The organism is Nonomuraea sp. NPDC050404 (assembly GCF_040655495.1).
In the GTDB taxonomy this organism is placed as follows: Bacteria; Actinomycetota; Actinomycetes; order Streptosporangiales; family Streptosporangiaceae; genus Nonomuraea.
Genome location: NZ_JBFAKB010000012.1, coordinates 127,006 through 150,948 on the forward strand (window position 1 = coordinate 127,006; position 23,943 = coordinate 150,948).

Below are 23,943 nucleotides of genomic sequence, written 5' to 3' on the forward strand. Positions count from 1 at the left end.
CCGTGCGGCTCGCGGTCAGCGGAAGCTTCGGCGCTCTGCGTTCTCACTTGCCTTCGCAACCTCTCGCCCCGGAGGGGAATTCTCGGTGACCATGCGGTACGTGCACGTGGGGCAATATGCACATCGAGATAAGCGTCATTTGAGCACACGGCCTCACAAGGACCAACCACTACTAGTGCCCCGATGGGATGTTTATCCCAAGATGTCCAGATATTTCGATGATTTTGGTAGGCAGCCTTCTACCAGGTGAAACAGACAACGGGCAGCCATTCCGCGAGCCATGTCCTGACCTGCGGAAAGATCAATCGAGTAACAACATGAGTATCCGCCGTCCCGCAAGCCACCACCTTCCCCAATTCGGACAATCATCTATTTTCTTACAGGTCGTTAAATTTTCACGATATATAGGCAAACAGACTTTGCAACCGCAAGTGTCGGCTTTCCGATAATGACCACCAATTTGGTGCTACGGTCGATCCCTCTCTGTTGTGCGTCAGGCACACAGCCCCCGGGAGCAGAAGCCGCCCGGTCCCCCCTTGGCTCCATCTGAAGGGAGTCCCTGACATGAGGCTTGGCCGTACCGCCATGGCCGCCACCATCGGGTTCGCTTTGACGCTCGGCGCCGTGTCGTGCAGCGCCGGCACCGGCACGACCTCCAACGCGCCGCCCTCCGCCTCCGCCGCCGGCGGGCTGGAGAAGACGAAGCTCAAGGTCGCCACCCTGCCGGCCATCGACAGCGCCGCCATCTACGTCGCCGTCAACCAGGGGTTGTTCGAGAAGGAGGGCCTGGACGTCACCCCCGAGATCCTGCAGTCCTCCCCTGATGCCATTCCCATGATGGTGAAGGGAGAGATCGACGCCGCGTTCGGCAACTACGTGTCGATGTTCGCGGCCCATGACAAGCAGGCGCTGAAACTGCGCATCCTGGCCGAGGGCTCTCGCGCGGCCCCCGACTCGCTGAGCATCATGGCCCTGCCCAACTCGCCCATCAAGACGCCGAAGGACCTGGAGGGCAAGACGATCAACGTCAACGTCCTGCACAACTTCCAGGAGTTGGCGCTCACCCAGGTGCTCAAGGCCAACAACGTGGACCCGACCACCATCAAGTACGTCCAGGTGACCTTCCAGAGCATCATGCCATCGTGGAAGGACGGCCAGATCGACGCCGCGTACCTGGGCGAGCCCATGGTCACCTCCGCCACCTCCACCATGGGAGCCCGCAAGATCCTCGACCCGGCCTCCGGACCCGCCGCCGAGTTCCCCATCTCCGGCTACGTCAGCACCCAGGACTGGTACGACAAGTACCCGAAGACGGCCGCCGCCTTCCAGCGGGCCATCCACAACGCGGCCAAGCTGATGGAGAAGAACCGCGAGGTGGTCGCCAAGGTGCTGCCGAACTTCACCCAGATCGACGCGGCCACGGCGGCCACCGTGACCTTCCCCTACTTCTCCAGCAACGACAATCCGGTCCGCCTCCAGCGGGTGGCCGACTGGATGCTGGAGGCCAAGTGGCTGACGAAGGAGATCGACGTCGAGACGCTCATGTCGCCCACCACGTCAGGGTGAGCGCCCAGACCCTGCCCCGTCCCCGCCCGGTGTCCGGCTCGGCGTCCGGCCCGGTGTCCGCGGTCACCCGCTGGTCGCGCCGGGCGGCCGGGGCTCTCGCCTTCGCCGCGCTGATCGAACTACTCAGCAGGACCGGGGTGGTCGATCCCGAGGTGCTGCCGCCCGCCACCGAGATCGTCGCGCGGGCGGCGGCGCTGCTGTTCGACCCGGCCTTCGGCGGGCACGCCCTGACCAGCCTGCTCGCCTGGGCCATCGGGCTGTGCCTGGCGGCCGTGCTCGCTGTCCCGCTCGGCCTGCTGCTCGGCAGCGTGCCGGTCATCGACGCGGCCACCCGCTCCGTCGTGGAGTTCCTGCGGCCGATCCCGTCCGTGGCGCTGATCCCGCTGGTGGCCCTGGTGATCGGCACCGGCCTGCAACACCGGATCACGCTGGTGCTCTACGCCTCGTTGTGGCCCATCCTCTACAACACGATGTACGGCCTGCGCGGCGTCGATCCCGTGGCCAAGGAGTCCCTGCGCGCGTACGGCTTCGGCCCCCTGGCGGTGCTCCTGCGCGTCTCGCTGCCGTCCTCTGCGCCCTTCATCGCCACCGGCGTCCGGCTGGCCGCCGGGGTCGCCCTCATCCTGACCGTCAGCACGGAGATCGTGGCCGGGCGCGGCGAGGGCATCGGCGTGTTCATCTTCTTCGCCGGCATCGCCGTACCGGCCCGGATGATCGACATCCTGGCCGGGGTGTTCTGGGTGGGGCTGTTCGGCGTCCTGGTGAACGCGCTGCTGGTGGCCGCCGAGCGGCGGGCCTTCCGCTGGCACCACGCACAGTACGGGGAGCGGCCATGAGAGTCGGACGGCACGCGGCGACACCGGGAGCGGAAGTCACGGGCGGGCGGCCTCCGGCCGTACGGGAAGCGGACGGAACAGGCGGGCGGCCTCCGGCCGTACGGGAAGCGGACAGAACAGGCGGGCGGCCTCCGGCCGTACGGGGAGCGGGCAGGACGGGCGGGCGGCACGCGGCCGCGTTCCGGCTCGTGGTGCTGGTCGGGCTCGTCCTGGCCTGGGAGGCCGCGACGAGGGCGGCGGGCAACCCGTTCTTCCCCTCGCCCGGCACGATCGTGGCCAGGATGCACACGATGTGGTTCTCCGGGCCGCCCGCCACGCTGTTCCTCACCGACACGGCGATCGGCAACATCCTGCCCAGCCTGGGCAGGATGGCGCTCGGGCTGGCCGGGGGCGCGCTGGCCGGGGTCCTGCTCGGGCTGGCGGTGGGGCTGTCGGCCCGCGCCTACGACTACCTCGACGGCGTGCTGCAGTTCCTGCGCGCCATCCCGCCGCCCGCGCTGGTGACCGTCTTCGTGGTGTTGTTCGGATTCGGGCTGCGGATGCAGTTGGCGTTCATCATGTTCAGCGTCATGTGGCCGGTGCTGCTCAATACCGCCGACGGAGCCCGTTCCGTCGAGCCGCTGCATTTGCAGACGTGCCAGGTCTTCCGGATGTCGCGGGCCGAGCGCGTCAGGCGGGTGGTCCTGCCGTCGGCGCTGCCCAAGATGTTCGCGGGGCTGCGGCTGGCCCTGTCGCTCTCCCTGATCGTGATGGTCTTCTCCGAACTGCTGCCCGGCACCACGAACGGCATCGGCTTCCAGCTCACCGACGCCTACGCCACTTTCGACCTGCCCGCCATGTGGGCCGGGATCGTGCTGCTCGGCGTGCTGGGCTATCTGTTCAACGAACTGTTCCTGACCGTCGAGCGCCGCGTGCTCGCCTGGCACCACGAGGCTCAGCGACTCGCCGATTAGCGCCTGTGCACCCGCAATTCCGGGTATGCAATCAAAGCTGAAAGTGAGGCTGTGACGCCCATGGCAGGCGCGATCGGGTAAGAGTAAGATCGCGCCCTGAATAGGTTTACCTGACTGACATGTCCAGCATTTCCGGCTCCGCTAGAGTCGTTTGCGGCTCTGAAAGAGTTGCCGTGCTGTCCGCGGTCTCGCCCCCTAGGAAATCCATTGCTCGAGATAGCCAACCTTTCCCACGTGTACGGCGGCGGTACCCCCAACGCGCACCACGCCATCGAGAACCTCAACCTGAGCGTCGCCGAGGGTGAGCTGCTCTGCATCGTCGGCCCCTCCGGCTGCGGCAAGTCGACGCTGCTGCGCTCGATCGCGGGCCTGATCACGCCGACCGGCGGGCAGGTCAAGGTCGAGGGCAAGCTCGTCAGCCAGACGCCGGACAACCTCGCCGTGGTCTTCCAGGACTACAGCCGCTCGTTGTTCCCGTGGATGTCGGTCGCCGACAACGTGGCGCTGCCGCTGCGCCGCAAGAACATGGACAAGCGCCAGCGTCGCGAGGCCGCCGCCGAGGCCCTGGAGTCGGTGGGGCTGGAGGGCGCGGGGCGCAAGTACCCGTTCCAGCTCTCCGGCGGCATGCAGCAGCGGGTGGCGATCGCGCGGGCGCTGGCCTACCGGCCGACGCTGATGCTGATGGACGAGCCCTTCGGCTCGGTGGACGCGCAGACCAGGGAGGACCTGGAGGACCTGGTGCTCAAGGTCCGCGGCCACCACCAGATGACGATCGTGCTCATCACGCACGACATCGACGAGAGCGTCTACGTGGGCGACCGCGTGGTGGTGCTGTCCAAGGCGCCGGCGCACGTGGTGGGCGACCTGAAGGTGGACCTGCCCGGCCCGCGCGACCAGATCACCACCCGGGAGCACCCCGACTTCGTGCATCTGCGCGCCGAAGTGGGCCGGCTCGTACGCGGCCACGCCACCGTCTGACCTCTTCGCCCGGAAGGGGCCCCTTCCGGGCGAGGCCGCCCAGGCTGCCAGCGCCGACGCCACGCTCGCGCCCGGCAGGCGCGGCACGGTGGTGCCGCGCGTGGTTCCCAGGCGCGGCACCGATTCCGTTTCCTCCTCGGAACCCCCGATACCGCTGCCGCCCGGCCGTGGCTCCGAGCTGGGCGAGCTGCGGGCGGCCGGGCCGCTGTCCGAGGAGGAGTTCCGGGCCGGCCGAGTTGTCGGCCCGAATGTGAGCGGGTTACCTCGGGCAGGGCAGGCCGGGGACGGGGTTGGTCTCGCTGTAGATGTCACCGTCCTTCATCCAGCCCCACGCGCCGTTGTCGGCCTGCGTCCACAACCATCGGTTGGGATGCGGGCCGTTGTTGTTCCGCGCCCCCTCCTTGCGGCACTTGAACCAGCTCGTCGTGGTGTTCATGTAGCCGACCACCACCGGGTTGTCGCCCCGCGACCAGACCGGCGCGCCGCGCCTGTTGACGCAGTACCAGTTCCCGCTCTGGTACCAGCACGGGTCGGCGGCGGCCGACGCGGTGGCCGCCGTGGTGGCGGCCTGGGCCGCGGGGGCGGCCGCGGCCAGGGACATCGCCAGGGTCGCGGCGCCGAGCAGCAGTGCGGGCAGTCTCTTCGTGACCATCGAGCTCGTCTCCCTCCGTATGCGTGAGAAGTACGCACTTCTCACGACAGAGCAAGCAAAGCGGATGACGGCTTCACCGCCGCTTCACCGCGGTTCGCCGGCATGCCACAGCCCACCGCCTCAGGCGAGGGGTGGGCTGTGTGGTCGTGCCGGGAGTTATACCGGGGTGTGCATGTGGCGGGTCAGGGCGTGTTCCACCAAGGTGATCAAGGTGGACTTGACCGAGTCCCGCTGCCGCGCGTCCAGCCTGACGATCGGGATGTGGCCGCCGATCGACAGCGCCTCCCTGATCTCCTCCTCGGCGTGCGCGAAGTTGCCGTCCCAGCCGTTGATGCCGATCACGAACGGCAGCTTGGCCTCTTCGAAGTAGTCGATCGCGGGGAAACTGTCGGCCAGGCGACGGGTGTCGACCAGCACGACCGCCCCGATCGCGCCTTTCACCAGGTCGTCCCACATGAACCAGAACCGGTGCTGTCCGGGCGTGCCGAACAGGTACAGGATCAGGTCACGGTCGAGGGAGACCCGGCCGAAGTCCATGGCCACGGTCGTGGTCGTCTTGTTCGGCGTGAGAGAGACATCGTCGACGTGCGCCGAGGCGTCCGTCATGATCGCCTCCGTGGTGAGCGGCAGGATCTCCGAGACCGCTCCCACGAACGTCGTCTTGCCCACGCCGAAGCCCCCGGCCACGACGATCTTCGTCGAGGTGAGGCCGGGACTAGAGCCTGCGAAGTCCACTGAGAACCCTTTCGAGCAAGTTGAGGTCCGGCTTTCCGGCGTCCAGCGCAGGCTGGTGCACGCGGATCAGGCCCTCCGACGCCATGTCGGCTATCAGCACCCGGACCACACCAAGGGGCTGGCGTAAAAGGGCGGAGATCTCGGCAACCGACCGGACGTTCCTGGTCAGCTGAATGATCGCCTGGTACTCCGGACTTAGTAGGGAAATGTCTTGGTATTCCGACGTCACGGAGGACACGAGCGCCTCCATGGCGAACTTCATCCGCGGCGCGGTACGCCCCCCGGTCACGGCATAGGGCCGCACCAGAGAGCTCGGCTTCTGCGGACGGGGAGCCGACGGATGCGGCGGAGTGCTATCACCAGCCCAACCCTGCTGACCTGACACCATGTTTCTCCTGTCACCGTCCCACTAGCGAGGACGGGCCGCTTGCAACTCCGCGCGTACGGCAGGAGTCAACACCTGACCTGCCCGCTCGACCAGCAGGGTCATCTGGTACGCGACCAGGCCCATGTCGCAGTCGGGAGCGGCCAGGACCGCCAAGCAGGATCCATCACTGATCGACATGATCATCAAGAGCCCACGCTGCATCTCGATGACGGTCTGCGTCACCATACCGCCCTCGAAGACCCGCGCGGCGCCCTGGGTCAAACTGATCACGCCAGAGGCGACCGCCGCGAGCTGGTCGGCCCGGTCCTTGGGAAAACCCTCAGAGTAGGCCAGCGGCAACCCGTCAGACGACACCACCACCGTGTGGGCGACGCCCGGCACGTTGTTCACGAAGTCCGTGATCAACCAGCTTATGCCGCGCGCTCCCTGGCTCATTTCTCTCATTTGTCCTCCTCATTCTCTTCTCCGCGGGTGAACGCCCGGCCCTGCCGGACACCCTGCTGGAAGCTGGAGAGCCGGCTGCGCAACCGCTCGGGTGAGATCTGCGGCGCAGGTGACGTGGCCTGGGGCTCGGCGAGGCTGGCCGTACCGGGCACCAGGTTGGCCTTGGGAACGCGACGGGGCAGGCCCGAGGTCGTCGTGCCGCCCTGCTGGGGCTGCGCGGCGGCCTGTGCGGCCTGGAAGCCGGAGTCCGCCGGCGACGACCAGGACGCCCCTGCCCCCGACTGGCCCGGCGTGCGCTGGGGCAGCCCGGACTTGCTCGTCGTGGCCGCTGGAGGAGTTCCAGGAGAGGCGGGGGGAAGCGTCCCCGGGAGGGTCGCCGCGGGGGGCATGGGAGCGGGCGGGTCGGCGGGCACGGCCGGGTGCACGGCGGTGGTCTCCGGCCCGCTCTCGGACCACGGTTCCGCGCGCGGCTGGAGGATCTCGGGGTCCGGTCGGCGGAACCAGTCGGAGCCGACCGAGGAGAAGATCGGCAGGAACTCGTCGCCCTGCTCCTCCAGCGGCGAGTTGCGCACCACGGGGAGCGGACCGGTCATGTCCTGGGAGGAGTACTCACCGGGGCCGAACGGGTTGTAGGCGGCGCCGCCGTTCTGCTCGAACTGGTCGACGGGCTTCGGCTCGTCCCTGAACGGGGAGGAGTAGTCCTCGCCGAACTGCGGCCGGGGCCGCTCCTCCGTCTCGAACAGGGACCTGCGCGGCAGCGGGTCCGCGAAGGACGACCAGCGCGGCTCCTCCTCCTGCGACGGCTGCTGCTGCGGCGGCTCGGTCGCGAAGGACGGCCAGCGCGGCTCCTCGGGCCGCAGCGGAGGCGGCTGCTCGGAGAACGAGGGCCACTTGCCCTCCGCGAACGGCTGCGGGTCGGCGGCCGGTGCGGGCTGCTCCTCGGAGAAGGAGGGCCAGCGCTGCTCGCCGAGCGACTGCTGCGGCGCGGCCGGGGACGGCGAGTCGTCGGCGAAGGACGGCCAGCGGGGCTCGTCGGCCCGCGGGGACTGCGGCTGCTCGCCGAAGGCCGCAGGTTGCTCGCCGAAGGCCGGTGACTGTTCGCCGAAGGCGGGCCGCTGTTCGCCGAAGGCGGGTCGCTGCTCACCGAAGGCGGGCGGCTGCTCACCGAAGACCGAGGGCTGGTCGCCGAAGACGGACGGCTGGTCGCCGAAGGACGACGGCTGCTCCGCGGCGGGTTGCGGCTGCTCGCCGAACGAGGGCCAGTTCCCGGTTCCCGGCGCCGGCAGCGAGCCCGGCCACTGGGTGTCCACGACCTGGTCGGGGGCGTCGTCGAAGGAGGGGTGGGAGCCGTTGCGCGGCTGCTGGGCGAAGGTGCTCGGGTCGAAGGTGGTGAACGCCTCGTACTGGCCGCCCTGCTGCGGCATGCCGGCGCCGCTGCTGATGAGCATGTCGGGCATGAACACCAGCGCGGTCAGGCCGCCGGTCTCGCGCACGCTGAGCTGCACCCGGACGCCGTGCCGCAGGGCCAGGCGGCCGACCACGAACAGGCCCATGCGCCGCGAGACGGACACGTCCACGACGGGCGGGTTGGCCAGCCGCCAGTTGGCCTCGGCCAGTTCCTCCTGGCTCATGCCGATGCCCAGGTCGTTGATCGTCACCATCACGCCGCCCTCGGCGGGCGTGCTGGTCACGGTGACCTTGCTCTCGCGCGGGGAGAAGGAGATGGCGTTCTCGATCAGCTCGGCGAGCAGGTGGACGGCGTCGGTGACGGCGGGGCCGACGATGAGGGTGCCGGACGCGATCTGGATCTGCACCCGCTCGTAGTTCTCGACCTCCGACAACGAGGCGCGCGCGATGTCGACCAGCGGCACCGGGTCGCTCCACTTGCGCGCGGCCTCCTGGCCGGCGAGGACCAGGAGGTTCTCGCTGTTGCGGCGCATGCGGGTGGCCAGGTGGTCCAGGCGGAAGAGGTTGGCGAGCCGCTGCTCGTCCTCTTCACCCTGCTCCAGGCCCTCGATGAGCTGCAGCTGCCGCTCGACCAGCGTCTGGCTGCGGCGGGAGAGGTTGACGAACATGGAGTTGACGTTGGCCCGCAGCTTGGCCTCGTCGCCGGCCAGCCGGATCGCCTCGCGGTGGACCTCGTCGAACGCCCGCGCCACTTCACCGATCTCGTCACGCGTGTTGACGCCGACCGACGGGACCTCGGGGATCTGGGCGCCCTCGCCCGACTCGCGCAGCACGCGGACGGTGTCGGGCAGCCGGGTCGTGGCGACCTGGAGGGCCTCGGCGCGCAGCCGGCGCAACGGGCGGACGAGGGAGCCGGCCACGCGGGTGGTGATGATCAGGACCAGGAGCAGCAGGACGAGGATCAGCGCGCCGGAGATGATGGCGTTGCGCTGCTCGGTCTCGCTCAGGTCACGGGTCCTGGTCACGATCTTGGTGGCCAGGGCGTCCCCGACCTTGTGCATGGCGTTGGTGGTGGCCGTGGTGCTCTCGTACCAGTTGTTGATGTCGCGGGTCGTGGTGACGTCGAGGTCGCGGATCCGGTTCGACTGGCTGACCTGCGCCAGCGCGCGCTGACGCATGGCGTCGGCGGAGTCGATCTGCAGGCCGCGCACTCCCTGGTGGTAGGCCTGCAGGTCCTGCGGAGATGCCTCGGCCTCGAAGGCGGCCAGCTCGGACTGCTGCTTGTCCCAGGAGCCCAGGAACTCCGTCCAGTCGGCGCTGTCGATCTTTCGCTGGGCGAGCTGCACGAGCAGGACGATCTGCTGGCGGGAGACCTCCTCCTTCATGCGCTGGAGCGAGCCGAGCGCGGCCACGTCACCCTGGAGGGTCTCGTCGCTCACGCCGGCGCCCAGGTCGTCCTGGATGGTGGCGAAGAGCTCGACCATCGAGCTGTAGGTGGTGGTCGAGGCGCGGGCGGGGACGTCGGGGGCGACCATGGACTCGCGCAGGCTGTTGAGGCCGTCGAGCCAGCGGCGCATGGTCTCCACGCCCTCGATCACGCGCGCGGAGTGGGCGGCGTCGATGGCCGTGGTGGCGTCCAGGACCAGGTCCTTGGCCTTGTCGGTGGCCTGGCGCTGGGTCTTGAGCTGCACCAGGCGCGCGGTCCTGCGGCGGTCGGCGACGTACCAGCCGGTGAGCGTGCGCTCCTTGCCGAGCTCGTGGTTGAGCGCACCGATGCGCTGGACCAGCTCGGCCACCTGGGTGAGCCGGCGGTATTCGGCGCTGGTGCCGATGGCGTCGGCGAGCTGGATGCCGGCGAGCAGCACACCCACGACGGTGGGGATGAGGATCAGCGCGACCAGCCTTGTCCGCACACGCCAGTTCGCCAGCCGGAACCGTCCGCCTGTGTACTCCCCCGACTTCGTGTGCCTGGGGTCTTTCGGTCTCACTGAGTCTCGCAACCTCTCGCCGGTACGTGCTCGAAGAAAATCAGACACGCGTGGGGCGCATGGGATTCTGTCCGGCGGGGTAATTGGAACACAACCCGTACCAGATCGGCCAACCGAACATATCCCATCACAGGCACCCAAAGTGGCACTTTGGGTGCATTGCGCCGCGCACGTCTTCAGGCAGGCCGGAACGAATCCCGCTCGGCCGGTGCAGCATGCTTCACCATCAGGTGCCGCGTCACCGAATACTCCTGCACCGCCTCCTGGCTCATGTCCTTGCCGAACCCGCTGCCCTTCACCCCGCCGTGCGGCGCCTCGCTGGCGATGGGCAGGTGGTCGTTCACCCAGGTCACGCCCACATCGAGCCGGTGTGAGACGCGCATCGCGCGTCCCACGTCACGCGACCACACCGACGAGGCCAAACCGTACCTAGTGTCGTTGGCCAACCGGACCGCTTCGTCCTCGCCGTCGAACGGCAAAGCCACCAGGACCGGTCCAAAGAGCTCACCCTGCACGATTTCGCTGGTCTGTGCGACGTCGGTCACAAGGGTGGGCGGGTAGAAAAAGCCGGAGCCCCCGATCGGCGAGCCACCGTGCAGCACGCGCCCACCGGAGCGCGAGACGAACCCGTGCACCCGGTCCCGGTGCGCGGCGGAGATCAGCGGGCCGATGTCCGTCGCCGGGTCCCAGGGATCTCCGACGGTGATTTCGGCAAGAGTTGCCCGAAGCGCCTCCAGGGCGTCGTCGTAGATCTGCCTCGCGACGTACACGCGGGTGGCCGCCGTGCAGTCCTGCCCGGTGTTGTACGTCGCCCCCATGGCCACGCCGTGGGCCATCTCCGCCAGGTCCGCGTCCTCGAACACGAGCGCCGGCGCCTTGCCGCCGAGTTCGAGGTGGACCCGCTTGAGCGTGGCCGCCGCGCCGCTCATCACGGCGCGGCCGGTCTCGGTGGAGCCGGTGACGCTGACCATGTCCACGCCCGGGTCGGTGACCAGCGCCTGGCCCACCTCGGCGTCGCCGGTGACCGCCTGCACGAGCCCGGCAGGAGCGCTCGCCTCGGCGAACAGCTCGGCCAGGCGCAGCGTCGTGCGGGGGGTCTGCGGCGCCGGCTTGATCACCACGGCGTTGCCCGCCGCCACGGCCGGCCCGACCTTCCAGACCGCCATGATGAACGGGAAGTTCCACGGCGCGATCGACCCCACCACCCCGACGGGACGGCGCAGCATGACCGAGGTGTAGCCGGGGCTGAAGACCCCGGCGCCGCTGCCCTCCAGCGAGCGGGCGGCGCCGGCGAAGAAGCGCAGGTTGTCCACGGCGAACGGCAGCTCGCCGTCCCTGAACACCGCCGCCGGCTTGCCGGTCTCCTCGACTTCGAGCCTGGTCAGCTCCTCGGCGTCGGCCTCCACCAGGTCGGCCAGCCGCAGCAGCAGCCGCTGACGGTCGGCCGGGGTGGTCTGCGACCACTCCTCGTACGCCACGCGCGCGGCCCGTACGGCGGCGGCCACGCCCTCCACCGTCGTGTCCGGAACTTCGGCGCAGGGAAGGCCGGTGGCGGGGTTGATCAGTTCACGCATCAGGAAACATCATCTTTCGGGGTCGTGCTACTGGCCGAGTTGCTCGATCAGGTCGGCGGCCTTGCGCAGGCCGTCGCGGCGGCGGATCTCCTCACCGGCGGCGGCGAGCCTGGCGCGCAGTTCGGTGTCGCCGAGCAGCCGCTCGACCGCCCCCTTCAGCTCCTCGTCGGTGAAGGCGTAGGTCGAGAGCCTGACACCATAGCCGAGTTCGTCCACCCGCTGGGCGTTGTCGTACTGGTCCCAGAACAGCGGCAGCAGGATCATCGGCTTGCCGAAGTGCAGCGCCTCGGTGGTGGTGTTGTTGCCGCCGTGGGTGATGACGAGGTCGCACTGTGGGATGATCTTGGTCTGCGGCAGGAACTCCGCGCCCCACATGTTGTCGGCGAGCTTGATCTCCTCGTGCAGCGGGCCCTTGGAGACGATGACCTGGTGCGGGGTGGTGGCCAGCACGTCGATCACCCGCTGCATCAGCTCCACGTCGGAGGAGCCCAGCGAGCCGAGCGAGAAGTAGATCAGCGCGCCCTCGTTACGCTCGAAGGGCAGCGTGAAGTCCTCCTCGGTCTCGCGAACGGAGGAGTCGAGACGGTGCCAGGTCGGGCCCAGCGGGCGGTCGTAGTCGAGGATCTCCGGGTAGACGTAGAGGTTCAGGTCGCCCTCGTGGATGAACTCGAGGTCGGGCAGAGGAGCGGTGCCCTGCTCGACGCACCACTCGTTGTAGGCGGTCCACAGTTCGCGGTGGGTGCGCTCGTACTCGGCGTCGAAGGCGTCCCAGCCGGAGCGGTCGGCCGCGGGCAGGCCGGAGAAGACCGGCGGGATGTTCCCGCCGCGGATCTCCAGCGGCTGGCAGGAGACGATGCGGACGAACTTCTTGCCGCTCGTCAGCAGCGCCGGGAACGTGAGCACGTTGTCCTCGATGATCACGTCCGGGTTCACCCGCTCGATGATGGCCTTGAGCTGCGCCTCGCAGTACTTCGCGCCGTCGATCAGCCCTTCCCAGATGGGCTTGGTGACGGTCTCCTGCTGCTCCAGCGTGCTCTTGCGGTACTCGGGCGCGGTCTCGCGGATGAAGTCCTTCCAGAACTGGCCGGGGTCCTGCTCCTCCTCGGCCGGCGGGGCCAGGTCGACCAGGTCCTCCTCGAAGCCGAGTGCTTCGAGCTTGCCCTTCCACGACGCCTCGGCGGCGAAGACGACGCGGTGGCCACGGCGGCGCAGGATGTCGCCGACGCCGAGGGAGTTGTTGGTGGGACCGTAGGCGCTTTCCGGCATGAACAGGAACGTGAGAGACATCGTGACTCCGGGGGAACTCGTCATTTTGAATAGAGATTCAAAAAGGGATCTAGCGTGGAGGTCAACTTAAGGGCACTATGGTCACGGCTAACTGAACAGCAGCCGAACGAGTGTGAAGGTGGTGGGGGTGGCTCAGCGTAAAAGCCGGAGCGACCGGCGGCTCGACCTGATCGAAGCCGCGCGCAGGGCCATCATCCGCCATGGCATCGACGGTGTACAGCTCTCGCACGTCGCCGAGGAGGCCGGACTGACCTCGGGCGCCGTGCTCTACCACTACCCCGACCTGAGCGAACTGCTGGTCGAGGCGCAGCACGCGGGCATGGAGCGCTTCTACGAGCAGCGCCTGCGCCAGTTGTCCACCATCACCGACCCCGTCGAGAAGCTGGTGGTGACCATCAGGTCCGGGCTTCCGACGGGACCGCTCGACCCCGACGTGCGCCTGCTCAACGAGCTGGGCGGGGCCGCGGGCCGCAACCGGGTCTATGGCGTGTTGCTCACCTCGCTCTACGACCGGCAGGTGTCGATGTACCAGGCGATCCTGGACACCGGGGCCGCGCTGGGGGTGTTCAGGCTGAGCGCCGGCTCGCTGACGATCGCGCGCAACCTGGTGGCACTGGAGGACGCCTACGGCTACCGCATCACGGCCAGGCATCCCCTGATCGGCCCGGAGGAGGCCGCCGAGCTGATCCTCTCCTACGCCCGCGCGGCCACGGGCAACGACCTGAATCACTGATCGGCCGCCATGATCACCGCGTCCTTGGCCTCCCAGCGGACCTTGACCTCGGCGCCGGCCCGTACGGTGCCGGCGCCCTGCACGGCCGCCAGGACCGGCTTGGGGTGGCCGGGCACGTCCACGGAGATGTGCGAGACGCCGCCGTAGAAGCTGACGTCCAGGACCTTGCCCGGCAGGCCCCTGGTCGCGTTGCCGTCCGCCAGTTCGATGCTCTCCGGCCGCACCGCCAGCAGCGCCCCGGCGCCCGCCCCCAGCTCCGCCAGCGGGGTGCCGGCCAGCATGCCGAACTTCTCGCTCTTGATGCCGTCCAGGCCGCTGGCCTGGCCGTGGAAGAGGTTGTTGGCGCCGACGAAGTCGGCCACGAACGGGGAGCGCGGGCGCTCGTACAACGCGATGGGCTCATCCACCTGGCGCACGCTGCCGCTGTCGAAGACCGCGATGCGGTCGGCCAGCGACATGGCCTCCTCCTGGTCATGCGTGACGACCACGAACGTGATGCCCACCTCGTGCTGCAGCCGCTTGAGCTCCAGCTGCATGTCCGCGCGGACCTTCTTGTCCAGCGCCGACAGCGGCTCGTCGAGCAGCAGCAGCCGGGGCCGCTTGACGATGGAACGGGCCAGCGCCACCCGCTGCCGCTGGCCGCCGGAGAGCTGGGCGGGCTTGCGCGAGGCGTGCGCGGACAGGCCGACGGTCTCCAGCACCTCGCCGACGCGCTGCTTGACCTCCTGGCGGGGCAGCCGCTCGCGCTCCAGCCCGTAGGCCACGTTCTTGGCCACGGTCATGTGCGGAAACAGTGCGTACGACTGGAACATCAGGCTGATCGGGCGCCGGTTCGGCGGCCGGGACAGCAGATCGTCGCCGTCGAGCGTGACCGAGCCCGCGTCCGGCGTCTCGAAGCCCGCGATGATCCGCAGCAGCGTGGTCTTGCCGCAGCCCGACGGGCCCAGCAGCGCGAAGAACTCGCCCTGCCCGATCTCCAGCGACACCCCGTCCAGCGCGGTGACGTCCCCGAACCTGCGGGAGACCCCGTCAACTTTGAGCACGAGATTCCCCGATCTTGGTCAGGCGCTGGCCGGCGATCACCGCCGTGAAGCTCACGAGGAGCAGGATGGCGGCCAGCGCGTTGATCTTCGGGGTGACCCCGAAACGGATCATTGAGTAGATGACGATCGGCAGCGTGGCCTCGCCGTTGCCGATCGTGAAGAACGCGATCACGAACTCGTCCAGCGACAACGTGAACGCCAGCAGCGCCCCCGCCACGATACCGGGCGTGAGCTGCGGCAACGTGATCTTCATGAACGTCACCACCGGCCCGGCGCCCAGATCTCGCGACGCCTCCTCCAGCGAGGTGTCGGTGCCGGTCAGCCGGGTACGCACCACCGCCGCGACGAACGCCATCGCGAACAGGCCATGCGCCAGGACGACGGAGTACAGGCCGAGCGTGAGCTGGATCGTCCCGTAGAAGACCAGCAGGCCCAGCGCCAGCACCAGGTCGGGCAGCACGGCCGGCATCAGCGACACCGCGTCGAGGATCTTGGACCTGCTGTACCTGGCCAGGCCGACGGCCAGCATCGTGCCCAGGACAGTGGCGATCAGAGTGGCGCCGGTGGCCACGATCAGCGTGTTGACCAGGCCGCTCATGATCCGCTCGTCCTCGGCGAGCACGCCGTACCACTTCAGGCTGAAGCCCTCGTAGGTGTAGGCGGACTCGCCGGAGTTGAACGACATGACGACGAGCACGACGATCGGCAGGTACAGAAAGGCATACGTCGCCCAGAACGGGACGTACAGCAGCTTCGCCCTACGCACGACGCGCCGCCCAGGCCTGGGCGATGAGCAGGACCACCAGCACCGCGATGAGCGCCAGCGCCAGCGTGGCGCCGAAGGGCCAGTCGCGCGCCGACATGAACTGGTTGCGAATCAGGGTGCCCACCATGACCGACTTGTTGCCGCCCAGCATCTCGGGGATGACGAAGTTGCCGAAGCTCGGCACGAACACGAACATGCAGCCGGTCAGCACGCCCGGCACCGTCAGCGGCAGCGTGACCTTGCCGAACGTGGTCAGGCCCGAGGCCCCCAGGTTGGCCGAGGCCTCGCGCAACTGCGGGTCGAGCCGCTCGATCGCGGCGTACAACGGCAACACCATCAGCGGCAGATAGGAGTACAGCAGCCCCGTCACGATCGTGCCCTGGTTGTAGAGCAGCTCGTACGGCCCCAGCCCGAGCTTGCCCAGCCACGAGTTCACCAGCCCGGGGCCGCTGAGCAGGATGGTCCAGGCGTAGACGCGGATGATGAAGTTCGTCCAGAACGGCAGCACGATCGCCACCAGCGCCAGCGTCTTCCACTTCGACGGAAGCTGCGCGATCAGGTACGCCGTCGGATAGCCGACCAGCAGCGCGATCACCGTCGTGAGCGCGGCGATCTTCAGTGACTCCCCCACCACGTTGAGATAGAGCGGATCGAACAACCGCTCGAAGTTCTCCAGGGTGAACTCGTAGACCACGCCTCCGAAGCGCCCGCGCTGGAAGACGGTGTAGCTCATCACCAGCGCCAGCGGCACCAGCATCAGGACGACCAGGTACGTCAGCCCTGGCGACAGAAAAACGAACGCGCCCAGCCGGCGCCCCCACGAGCGGGACACCGGCTGAGCCTCGACCTCTGACTTCACTGCGGCAACGGCTCAGCTTGCCGTGATCTCTTCGGCCAGGCGGCTGTACTTCGTCGACGCCTGGCCGAGGTCGATGGCGGTCTCACCATCGAGCAGCGTGGCGGGCGTGATGCCCAGCAGCGAACCCTTCGCGATCTTCACCGCTTCCATGGCGGCCTTGTTGGGCACCTTGTAGTTGATGTTCTCGGCGGCCCAGCGGTGGATGTCGGGGCTCAGGATGTAGTTCAGCAGGGCGTGCGCGGCCTCCTTGTTCTTGGAGGACTTCATGATCACCATGGTGTCCACCCAGAGGTCGCTGCCCTCGTCCGGCACCTTGAACTTGATGTTCTGCTTGGCGTCGGTGGTCGGGCACCAGCCGTCCCACGCCTCGGCCATGATCGCCTCACCGGACAGCAGCCGGTCACCGAACGTGGTGTCGTCGTAGCGGAGCAGGTGCGGCTTCTGCGCGACCAGCAGCTCCTTGGCCTTCGCGATCTCCTCGTCCTTCTCGGTGTTGATCGAGTAGCCGAGGGACTTGAGGGCGGGCAGGGCCAGCCAGCGCTCGGTGGCGAGCATGGTGACCTTCTTCTCGGCCCACGCCGGGGGCTTCAGGAGATCGTTCCAACTCTTCGGCTCGGACTTCACCAGGTCGCTGCGGTAGCAGATGCCGGTCGTGCCCCAGGTGTAGGGCACCGAGTACTTGTTGCCCTTGTCGTAGGAGAGCTGGGTCGCCTCGGGGTAGAGGTTGGCCAGGTTGGGGATCAGCTCGTGGTGGATCGGCTCCAGCAGGCCCTGCTCGTTGAGCGCCTGGGCGTACTGGCCGGACACGAACGCCACGTCGATGCCGCTCTCACCGGGCGCGGTGAGCTTGGTCATCGCCATCTCGTTGGTGTCGTGGAGCTGGACGTCCACTTTGCCGATCTTGAGCTCGTCCATCGCTCTCTGGGGCAGTTCCTTGGGCGTGTAGCCGTCCCAGACCGTGATCTGCAGGGACTGCTCCGACAGGACCGCGTTGGGCTTGAGCTGGTCGGCCGCCGCCGCCGTCGTGCCACCTGAGCTTGACGACTCACCGCCGCACGCCGTGACGGCAAGCGCGAGTCCGGCCGCCGTGATGGCGACCGGGAGACGACGGGTGAACCGGGTACGGGACACGGCCGCTACTCCTTCTGAAATTTGGTGTTTGAGGGGTCGCGCGACCTTACCGGACACAGCAGACCAGACCAGGAGTGTTGCAGCCCTAATCAACATGAGCAAGACTTTTGAGGACATTGCTACCAGGAAGTTTGGTCCATCTCTTGAATTGGGATTCAATAAGTCGCCGGTTGATCTCTCTCGGTGAGAAGCCACTCACCGCGCGAGATCGCGGGCTCACAGCCGCGGTCCTGACGCGGTTGGAGGGGGAGGTGCCGCCGCCGTTCGCCGTACGGCGCTTCCTCCCGCTGCCCACCCTCTCGCACGGTCCTGGAGATCTCCACACTGGGGCCCCAGGTGAGCGCGATTTCGGGGCGCACGTGGACCAGACGAACTACTCGGTGATCGTGGACGAGCGGGTCGTCGTCAAGTGGCTGACCCCGCCCGTGCCCCTTCCTCACCCGACGCCGGAAATCTTCGCGCACCTCGTTGAGGCGGGCTTCAACGACACGGCCCCTCCCTACGCGGCGCTGACCGCGGTGCTGGACGGTCGTGAGCACCTGCTGGCCCTGGTCACGGGCTACCTGCCGCAGGCGCGGGACGGCTGGGAGTGGTGCGTGGACGAGGCGGTGGCCGGCACGGTGGACTTCGCCGCCGAACTCGGCCGCCTGGCCGCCGACCTCCACCTCGCCCTGTCCTCTTTTCCCGTTTCACCCGGCACCGGTACGGCGGGCGGCCCCCTGGCGGCCAGGGCCGAGGAGGCGCTGGCCCAGGCCCTGGAGCTGACCGGCGGCGAGGACGGCGACTGGCTGGCCACCAGGGCCGGGGCGATGCGGCGGGAGCTGGCCGCGCTCGGCACCGAGGTCACCACCCCGTTGATCAGAATTCACGGGGACCTGCACGTGGGCCAGATCCTCAGCTGGCGCGACGGCTACGCGGTCATCGACTTCGACGGCAATCCCACGCTCACCGGCGCCGACCCGTACCAGCCCGCCGCCAGGGACGTGGCCCAGCTCACCACGAGCCTCGAACATGTCGCCCAGGTGGCGATCAGAAGAAGATCCGCCCCACCCGGCCGGACCGCCGAGTGGGCCAGGCGGGGGCGTGCGACGCTGCTGAGCGCCTACAAGGACCGTCTGGCGGCCGGGCACCGGCCGGACCTGCTGGACGAGAGGCTGATCCGCCCGTTCGAGGTGGAGCAGGAGTGCCGTGAGCTGATCTACGCCGCCCGTCACCTTCCCCGCTGGCGCTACGCCCCCATGGGTGTTCTGCGCACCTGGTACCCCGAGGAGAACTTCGCGTGAATTCCGAGCTCTACCTGGCCGATCTGGAATCCAAGCCGGACACCCTGCGGGCCCTGGCCGACGCGCTCAGGGCGGAGGACCCCTTCCACGCGCTCCCGCGCGACCTCGACAGGGTCCTGTTCCTGGGCATGGGCAGCTCCCGCTACGCCGCCGGGGTGGCGGCGCTGCGGCTGCGCGCCGCTGGGGTGAACGCCCACGCCGAGTACGCCTCGGCCGCCGCGAGCCTCCCGCCCGCCGAAGGCACGCTGGTCATCCCCATCTCGGCCACCGGCTCCAGCAGGGAGACACTCGACGCCACCGCCAGGTACGCGGGCGGCCGCGCCTACCTGGCCGCCATGACCAACAAGGCGGACTCCCCGCTGGCCGAGGCCGCCGACCTGGTGATCGACCTGCGGGCGGGCGAGGAGCGCGGCGGCGTCGCCTGCCGTACGTTCCAGCACACCCTGGCACTGCTCCTGGCCCTGGAGTCCAGGCTCACCGGCCGGGACAGAGACCTGCCCGCCCTGCTCGACAGGGCCGCGGATGCCTCGGCCGACCTGCTGGAACGCAGGGACGAGTGGCTCCCGCTGACCATGGAGCTGCTCGACGGCCCGCACGGCGTCTACACGATCGCCCCCGCCGAGCGCCTGTCGTCGGCCGAGCAGTCGGCGCTGATGTTCCGCGAGGGACCGCGCCGCCCGGCGGACGCGTGTGAGAGCGGCGACTGGTCGCACGTGGACGTGTACCTCACCAAGACGCTCGACTACCGTGCGCTGCTCTTCCCCGGTTCCCGCTACGACGAGCAGGCCATGGACTGGGTGCGGCAGCGGGACTCCACGGTGATCACCGTGGGCGGCGAGGTGAAGGACGCCACGGCCGCGATCCGCTACGCGCACGACGACGACCCGGACGTGGCCCTGCTCACCGAGACGCTGGTGGCGGAGCTGGTGGCGGCCTACTGGTGGACGGCTCAATAGGACCGGACCGTCAGCGCGTGCTCGACCAGCGTGATCAGGGTGTTCGCGACGGCCTGGCGCAGGCGCGCGTCCGTACGGACGACCGGCACGTGCGCCGAGAGCGTGAGCGCCTCCCGCACCTCGTCCTCGGCGTGCGGGAAGTCGCCGTCCCACCCGTTCAGCCCGATCACGAACGGGATCTTCGAGTCCTCGAAGTAGTCCACGGCGGGAAAGCTGTCGGCCAGCCTGCGCGAGTCCACCAGGACGACCGCGCCGATCGCCCCTTTCACGATGTCGTCCCACATGAACCAGAACCGGCGCTGCCCCGGCGTGCCGAACAGGTACAGGATCAGGTCCCGGTCGAGCGAGAGCCGCCCGAAGTCCATGGCCACGGTGGTGGTCGTCTTGCCGGGCGTGTGCCGTACGTCGTCGATCTCCCCGGAGGCGTCGGTCAGGAGCGCCTCCGTGGTCAGCGGCATGATCTCCGACACCGCGCCGACGAACGTGGTCTTCCCCACACCGAACCCGCCCGCCACGACGATCTTCGTGGCGGTCAGCCGGCTAGAGCCTGCGAAGTCCACTCAGCACCCTTTCGAGCAGGCCCCTGTCGGGGAGTCCCGCGTCCAGTTGTGGCTGGTACACCTTGACCAGCCCATCGGCCTCCATGTCGGCGACCAGCACCCGCGCCACCCCGATGGGCACGCTGAGCAGCGCGGAGATCTCCGCCACCGAGCGCACCTGGCGGCACAGCTCGCTGATCGCGCGGTATTCACGCGTGTAGGTCGTGCCGAGCTGCGCCGAGGTCGCCGACGAGACCAGGGCCTCCATGGCCAGCTCCGTACGCGGAGTGGTCCTGCCGCCGGTGACGGCGTACATGCGGACGAGGGAACTTCGCTCGGGTTCCTGCTCCCCGTTGTGCCACGATGCCAAGGTTGACTCCCATCACCACGGGCGCGTTGCGGACAGCTCCGCCCGTACGGCAGGCGTGAGGACCTGCCCCGCGCGCTCGACCAGGATCGTCATCTGGTAGGCGACCAGGCCCATGTCGCAGTCGGGCGCGGCCAGCACCGACAGGCAGGATCCGTCGCTGATCGACATCACCAGCAGCAGGCCGCGTTCCATCTCGACGAGGGTCTGGGTGACTCCTCCGCCCTCGAACACCCGCGCCGACCCCGCGGTGAGGCTCACCAGCCCGGCCGCGATGGCGGCGAGCTGGTCGGCGCGGTCTTTCGGGAAACCCCTGGAATAGGCCATGGGCAGGCCGTCAGCGGAGACGACCACGGCGTGCGCCACGCCGGGGACCTCTTCGACGAAGGCGCTGACCAGCCAGTTGATGTCCCTGGCGGCCTGGCTCAGCTCCTTCATGAGTCCTCCTCGAGCTCGGCGCGTCCCTTGCGCACGCCCTGCTGGTAGCTGGCCAGCCTGCTGCGGAGTCTGTCGGGAGAGACCGCAGGAGCGGGGGCGGGCGGTGGCGTGGGATTGGCGGTGCCCGGTACCAGGTTCGCTCGCGGGGTGCGCTTGGGCAAGCCTGAGCTCGTGACGCCGTTGCCCGCGGGCTCCGCGACCGCGTCGGCGGCCTGCCAGCCCTCGTCGGCCGGGGAGGTCCAGCCGGGGTCGCGGTGGTCGGCGGTCGGCGAGGGCTTGCTGAACCAGCTGCTCTCCTCGACGGAGGCGAAGATCGGCAGGTACTCCTCGCCGGTGGGGTGCGGGGTGGCGGGCGTGGGGTACGAGGGCGCGGCCAGGTCCGGGACGGGCGGCTGCGGAAGAGGCGGCGGAGGAGAGTTCGGGAAGGACCGCGCGGGCGGGGGCAGGTCCGGTAAGGACGGGCGGTAGGCGAGCGGGTCCGGGTGCGGCGTGTCGACCGAGTGGGTGTGCGACGAGCTAAACCAGGAGGACGGGTCGGGCGCCGGCGGCACGGAATCGAACGACGGATGCCCGGAGGAGGGCCCGGTGGCGAACGACGGCCACCCCGCCGGGGTGTCGGTCCCCGGTCCCGTCGACATGGGACCCCCCGTTGGCAGGGGATTCACTGACGGCAGGGGGTTCACTGACGGCATGGGACCCGCCGGCGGCATGGGCTCTTGCGGAGGACCGTACGACGGCGCCGGGGCACCGCCCTGCCTGGGCACCTGGAGGCGCTGCCCGGCTCCCGGCACCGGACCGGGCGGCGTGGTGAGCAACATGGGCGGCACCAGCATCATCGCGGTCAGCCCGCCGATGTCCTGCCGCCGCAACTGCACCCGGATGTTGTGCCGGAGCGCCAGCCGCCCGACCACGAACAACCCCATCCGCCGCGACACCGACACGTCCACGACAGGCGGGTTGGCCAGCCGGAAGTTGGCCTCGGCCAGTTCCTCGTTGCTCATGCCGATGCCGTGGTCGGTGACCGACAACATCAGGCTGCCGCCGTCGATGCGGCTGCTGGAGATGATGACCTTGGTGTCCCGAGAGGAGAAGGAGACGGCGTTCTCGACCAGCTCGGCGAGCAGGTGTACGACGTCGGTGACGGCCTGACCGGCGATGGCGACGTCCGACTGGACCTGGATGCTGACCCGGTCGTAGCTCTCGACCTCGCCCAGCGCCGCCCGCACGATGTCCATCAGCTCGACCGGCTCGCGCCACTTGCGCGCCGCCTCCTGGCCGGCCAGGACGAGCAGGTTCTCGCTGTTGCGGCGCATGCGGGTGGCCAGGTGGTCGAGCTTGAACAGGTCGCCGAGCCTGGCGTCGTCGCGCTCGCCGCGCTCCAGCTTCTCGATCAGCGTGAGCTGCCGCTCGACCAGCGTCTGGCTGCGCCGTGACAGGTTGACGAACATGGCGTTGACGTTGGAGCGCAGCGTGGCCTCGTCGCCCGCCAGCCGTACGGCCTCGCGGTGCACCTCGTCGAAGGCCCGCGCGACCTCGCCCACCTCGTCCTTGGAGAAGATCCCGATGGGCGGCACCTCGGCGCTGACGGCGCTGTCGCGCGACTCCCGCAGGTGCTGCACGAACTCGGGCAGCCGCCGGCCGGCGATCTCCAGTGCCTCGCCGCGCAGCCGGCGCAGCGGCCGTACCAGGGACCTGGCCACGCCGGTGGTGATCAGCAGGATGACCACGAGCAGCGCCAGCACGGCGCCCGCGGTGAGGTACGCCCGGTTCTGCTCCGCCGCGCTGAGCGACTCGCTGCGCGCCACGATGCCCTGGGCCTGGCGGTCCTCGACCAGGCGGATGGAGTCGACGACCACGTTCGCCGAGTCGAACCACTCCTTGGCGTCGTCGGGCTTGGACTGGTCCAGCCCGCGCAGCGGCAGCCCCTTGGTGGCCCGGATGAGCACCAGCTCGCGCAGGAACAACATGCGGTCGGCGGACCTGCCGTTGACGGTCTCGTCGAAGAAGCGGCGTTCGGCCGCGGTGGCCTCGGCGGCGAAGTCCCCGCGCTCGCTGGCCTCCTTGGACTGCTCGCCGAGGAAGCGCTTGAGCTGGTCCTGGTCGAACGCGCCTTCGACCAGGACGACCGTGACCAGCGCCTGCTGATAGGACAGGCTCTCCTTGGCGCGGGCGAGCCCGTCGAGCATGCTCGTCTGGCGGAACAGCTCGTCGTCCAGGCTGCCCTTGACCAGCTCGTTGTGCACGGAGAGCAGGTCGGCCACCACCGTCGTGTACAACTCGACGGCGGGTCCCGGCAGCAGGTTGGCCTCCAATGCCTGCTTGCGCAGCGGGGCCAGGTCGTCGAGGCGGTTGAGCAGGTTCTCCAGCTGGTCTGCGGTACGGCCGGTGGACTCGGCCCGCAGTTGCCCGGCGATCCCGCGTACCGTCCTGGCCGCCAGGTCCACCTGGTCCATCTGGGCCTGCACCTCGTTCAGCACGGCCGCGGGCCGGTTGCGCGCGATGTAGGAGGCGGTCCTGGCCCGCTCGGCGGAGACCAGGTGGGTGAGCCCGCCCAGCTCGGCGGAGAGCCGGGCGAACTGGTTCGTCCGCGCGTAGTCCGCCGCCGCCGACGTCGAGGCGAGCACCTGGAATCCGCCCAGCAACACGGCGGCCGCGGTCGGCACCATGATCAGCGCGACGAGTCGTGCCCGGACACGCCAATTACGCAGCCGCCAGCGACCTTCGCCGGCCTGCTTGCGGCCCAGCTCTGTACTCACCCAACGCACCTCGCCCGAATCGGCGTATATGAGGAGTCTGTGTCTCGCGAGAAATCAGCAAGTGCCGGTAATTGGAACACATCCCAAGGCTCGTGGCCAAGCGAACATAACGCGACAAATGTTGGCCTGCGTGACTCATGAGGATAGAACCTGGCGCTCCATGCCGGAAGCACGTACGGCACGAAACAATCCTTTAACAGAATAAATGTCCACTTATGAGTGGTTGGCTCGTTCCAACGAAGTAACAAGCGATCTTCGACTGGC

The 23,943-nt window shown here is 68.9% G+C and carries 22 protein-coding genes; 7 read left to right on the top strand and 15 right to left on the bottom strand.

What is annotated here, in order from left to right:
* The first annotated feature begins 564 nt into the window (after nucleotides 1-564).
* The 4 genes from AB0I81_RS31625 (at nucleotide 565) to AB0I81_RS31640 (ending at nucleotide 4,333) form a co-directional block, all read left to right on the top strand.
* The gene (locus AB0I81_RS31625) at nucleotides 565-1,566 is read left to right on the top strand and encodes an ABC transporter substrate-binding protein (RefSeq protein WP_360663800.1); all 1,002 of its coding nucleotides are present in this window, start codon (nucleotides 565-567) and stop codon (nucleotides 1,564-1,566) included.
* Complete coding sequence (locus AB0I81_RS31630; RefSeq protein ID WP_360663802.1) at nucleotides 1,563-2,402, top strand: ABC transporter permease; 840 nt, start codon at nucleotides 1,563-1,565, stop codon at nucleotides 2,400-2,402. Before AB0I81_RS31625 ends, AB0I81_RS31630 begins: the two co-directional genes overlap by 4 nt.
* Complete coding sequence (locus AB0I81_RS31635; protein WP_360663804.1) at nucleotides 2,399-3,355, top strand: ABC transporter permease; 957 nt, start codon at nucleotides 2,399-2,401, stop codon at nucleotides 3,353-3,355. Before AB0I81_RS31630 ends, AB0I81_RS31635 begins: the two co-directional genes overlap by 4 nt.
* 207 nt (nucleotides 3,356-3,562) lie before the next feature.
* On the top strand, nucleotides 3,563-4,333 hold the full coding sequence (locus AB0I81_RS31640) for an ABC transporter ATP-binding protein (RefSeq protein WP_360663806.1): 771 nt from the start codon (nucleotides 3,563-3,565) through the stop codon (nucleotides 4,331-4,333).
* A 259-nt stretch (nucleotides 4,334-4,592) separates the two neighbouring features.
* Here AB0I81_RS31640 and AB0I81_RS31645 read toward each other — a convergent pair whose 3' ends face one another.
* From AB0I81_RS31645 to AB0I81_RS31675, 7 genes are all read right to left on the bottom strand, one after another.
* Nucleotides 4,593-4,985: a hypothetical protein gene (locus AB0I81_RS31645; protein ID WP_360663808.1), complete on the bottom strand. Its 393-nt coding sequence runs from the start codon at nucleotides 4,983-4,985 to the stop codon at nucleotides 4,593-4,595.
* Between the two features lie 156 nt (nucleotides 4,986-5,141).
* A complete protein-coding gene (locus tag AB0I81_RS31650; protein ID WP_360663810.1) occupies nucleotides 5,142-5,672 on the bottom strand; it encodes an ATP/GTP-binding protein in 531 nt (176 codons plus the stop codon).
* Between the two features lie 28 nt (nucleotides 5,673-5,700).
* Nucleotides 5,701-6,108, bottom strand: coding sequence for a DUF742 domain-containing protein (locus AB0I81_RS31655; protein WP_360663812.1), 408 nt, complete (start codon nucleotides 6,106-6,108; stop codon nucleotides 5,701-5,703).
* Between the two features lie 21 nt (nucleotides 6,109-6,129).
* Nucleotides 6,130-6,543, bottom strand: a complete 414-nt coding sequence (locus tag AB0I81_RS31660; RefSeq protein WP_206067544.1) for a roadblock/LC7 domain-containing protein — start codon at nucleotides 6,541-6,543, stop codon at nucleotides 6,130-6,132.
* A 5-nt stretch (nucleotides 6,544-6,548) separates the two neighbouring features.
* Nucleotides 6,549-9,872 carry a nitrate- and nitrite sensing domain-containing protein gene (locus AB0I81_RS31665; RefSeq protein WP_360663815.1) on the bottom strand — a complete coding sequence of 1,108 codons (3,324 nt, stop codon included), beginning with the start codon at nucleotides 9,870-9,872 and terminating at the stop codon, nucleotides 6,549-6,551.
* Nucleotides 9,873-10,123: 251 nt separating this feature from the next.
* Nucleotides 10,124-11,521, bottom strand: coding sequence for an aminobutyraldehyde dehydrogenase (locus tag AB0I81_RS31670; RefSeq protein WP_360663817.1), 1,398 nt, complete (start codon nucleotides 11,519-11,521; stop codon nucleotides 10,124-10,126).
* Nucleotides 11,522-11,548: 27 nt separating this feature from the next.
* Nucleotides 11,549-12,808, bottom strand: a complete 1,260-nt coding sequence (locus AB0I81_RS31675) for a glycosyltransferase (protein ID WP_360663819.1) — start codon at nucleotides 12,806-12,808, stop codon at nucleotides 11,549-11,551.
* 127 nt (nucleotides 12,809-12,935) lie between these two features.
* Here AB0I81_RS31675 and AB0I81_RS31680 point away from each other — a divergent pair, with 127 nt between their 5' ends.
* Nucleotides 12,936-13,541 (top strand): TetR family transcriptional regulator, encoded by a 606-nt coding sequence (locus AB0I81_RS31680; RefSeq protein ID WP_360663821.1) that lies wholly within the window; start codon nucleotides 12,936-12,938, stop codon nucleotides 13,539-13,541.
* On the opposite strand, the gene AB0I81_RS31685 is transcribed toward AB0I81_RS31680, so the two are convergent.
* Genes AB0I81_RS31685 through AB0I81_RS31700 form a run of 4 tightly spaced genes read right to left on the bottom strand, consistent with a single transcriptional unit; the run spans nucleotide 13,535 to nucleotide 17,340 of the window.
* Entirely contained in the window at nucleotides 13,535-14,584 is a 1,050-nt protein-coding gene (locus AB0I81_RS31685) for an ABC transporter ATP-binding protein (RefSeq protein ID WP_360663823.1), read from the bottom strand. The two genes, AB0I81_RS31680 and AB0I81_RS31685, sit on opposite strands and share 7 nt — an antisense overlap.
* A complete protein-coding gene (locus AB0I81_RS31690) occupies nucleotides 14,571-15,350 on the bottom strand; it encodes an ABC transporter permease (RefSeq protein ID WP_360663825.1) in 780 nt (259 codons plus the stop codon). The genes AB0I81_RS31685 and AB0I81_RS31690 overlap by 14 nt, the downstream gene beginning before the upstream one ends.
* Nucleotides 15,343-16,182: an ABC transporter permease gene (locus tag AB0I81_RS31695; protein WP_360663827.1), complete on the bottom strand. Its 840-nt coding sequence runs from the start codon at nucleotides 16,180-16,182 to the stop codon at nucleotides 15,343-15,345. The genes AB0I81_RS31690 and AB0I81_RS31695 overlap by 8 nt, the downstream gene beginning before the upstream one ends.
* 39 nt (nucleotides 16,183-16,221) lie before the next feature.
* The gene (locus tag AB0I81_RS31700; RefSeq protein ID WP_360663829.1) at nucleotides 16,222-17,340 is read right to left on the bottom strand and encodes a spermidine/putrescine ABC transporter substrate-binding protein; all 1,119 of its coding nucleotides are present in this window, start codon (nucleotides 17,338-17,340) and stop codon (nucleotides 16,222-16,224) included.
* Between the two features lie 251 nt (nucleotides 17,341-17,591).
* Between AB0I81_RS31700 and AB0I81_RS31705 the strand changes: the two genes are divergently transcribed.
* Together AB0I81_RS31705 and AB0I81_RS31710 are read left to right on the top strand one after the other, a co-directional pair.
* Nucleotides 17,592-18,623, top strand: coding sequence for a hypothetical protein (locus AB0I81_RS31705; protein ID WP_360663831.1), 1,032 nt, complete (start codon nucleotides 17,592-17,594; stop codon nucleotides 18,621-18,623).
* Nucleotides 18,620-19,579, top strand: a complete 960-nt coding sequence (locus AB0I81_RS31710) for an SIS domain-containing protein (RefSeq protein WP_360663833.1) — start codon at nucleotides 18,620-18,622, stop codon at nucleotides 19,577-19,579. The genes AB0I81_RS31705 and AB0I81_RS31710 overlap by 4 nt, the downstream gene beginning before the upstream one ends.
* Here AB0I81_RS31710 and AB0I81_RS31715 read toward each other — a convergent pair.
* From AB0I81_RS31715 to AB0I81_RS31730, 4 genes are all read right to left on the bottom strand, one after another.
* Nucleotides 19,573-20,115, bottom strand: a complete 543-nt coding sequence (locus AB0I81_RS31715) for an ATP/GTP-binding protein (RefSeq protein ID WP_360664427.1) — start codon at nucleotides 20,113-20,115, stop codon at nucleotides 19,573-19,575. The two genes, AB0I81_RS31710 and AB0I81_RS31715, sit on opposite strands and share 7 nt — an antisense overlap.
* A gap of 4 nt (nucleotides 20,116-20,119) precedes the next feature.
* Nucleotides 20,120-20,434 carry a DUF742 domain-containing protein gene (locus tag AB0I81_RS31720; RefSeq protein ID WP_360663835.1) on the bottom strand — a complete coding sequence of 105 codons (315 nt, stop codon included), beginning with the start codon at nucleotides 20,432-20,434 and terminating at the stop codon, nucleotides 20,120-20,122.
* Nucleotides 20,435-20,500: 66 nt separating this feature from the next.
* The gene (locus AB0I81_RS31725; RefSeq protein WP_360663836.1) at nucleotides 20,501-20,923 is read right to left on the bottom strand and encodes a roadblock/LC7 domain-containing protein; all 423 of its coding nucleotides are present in this window, start codon (nucleotides 20,921-20,923) and stop codon (nucleotides 20,501-20,503) included.
* Nucleotides 20,920-23,679: a nitrate- and nitrite sensing domain-containing protein gene (locus AB0I81_RS31730; RefSeq protein WP_360663838.1), complete on the bottom strand. Its 2,760-nt coding sequence runs from the start codon at nucleotides 23,677-23,679 to the stop codon at nucleotides 20,920-20,922. Before AB0I81_RS31730 ends, AB0I81_RS31725 begins: the two co-directional genes overlap by 4 nt.
* Nucleotides 23,680-23,943 lie beyond the last annotated feature (264 nt).

Coding starts and splice junctions, on each gene's coding strand:
- AB0I81_RS31625 (WP_360663800.1), top strand. CDS start 565: ATGAGGCTTGGCCGTACCGCCATGGCCGCCACCATCGGGTTCGCTTTG.
- AB0I81_RS31635 (WP_360663804.1), top strand. CDS start 2,399: ATGAGAGTCGGACGGCACGCGGCGACACCGGGAGCGGAAGTCACGGGC.
- AB0I81_RS31645 (WP_360663808.1), bottom strand. CDS start 4,985: ATGGTCACGAAGAGACTGCCCGCACTGCTGCTCGGCGCCGCGACCCTG.
- AB0I81_RS31655 (WP_360663812.1), bottom strand. CDS start 6,108: ATGGTGTCAGGTCAGCAGGGTTGGGCTGGTGATAGCACTCCGCCGCAT.
- AB0I81_RS31660 (WP_206067544.1), bottom strand. CDS start 6,543: ATGAGCCAGGGAGCGCGCGGCATAAGCTGGTTGATCACGGACTTCGTG.
- AB0I81_RS31670 (WP_360663817.1), bottom strand. CDS start 11,521: ATGCGTGAACTGATCAACCCCGCCACCGGCCTTCCCTGCGCCGAAGTT.
- AB0I81_RS31675 (WP_360663819.1), bottom strand. CDS start 12,808: ATGTCTCTCACGTTCCTGTTCATGCCGGAAAGCGCCTACGGTCCCACC.
- AB0I81_RS31720 (WP_360663835.1), bottom strand. CDS start 20,434: ATGTACGCCGTCACCGGCGGCAGGACCACTCCGCGTACGGAGCTGGCC.
- AB0I81_RS31725 (WP_360663836.1), bottom strand. CDS start 20,923: ATGAAGGAGCTGAGCCAGGCCGCCAGGGACATCAACTGGCTGGTCAGC.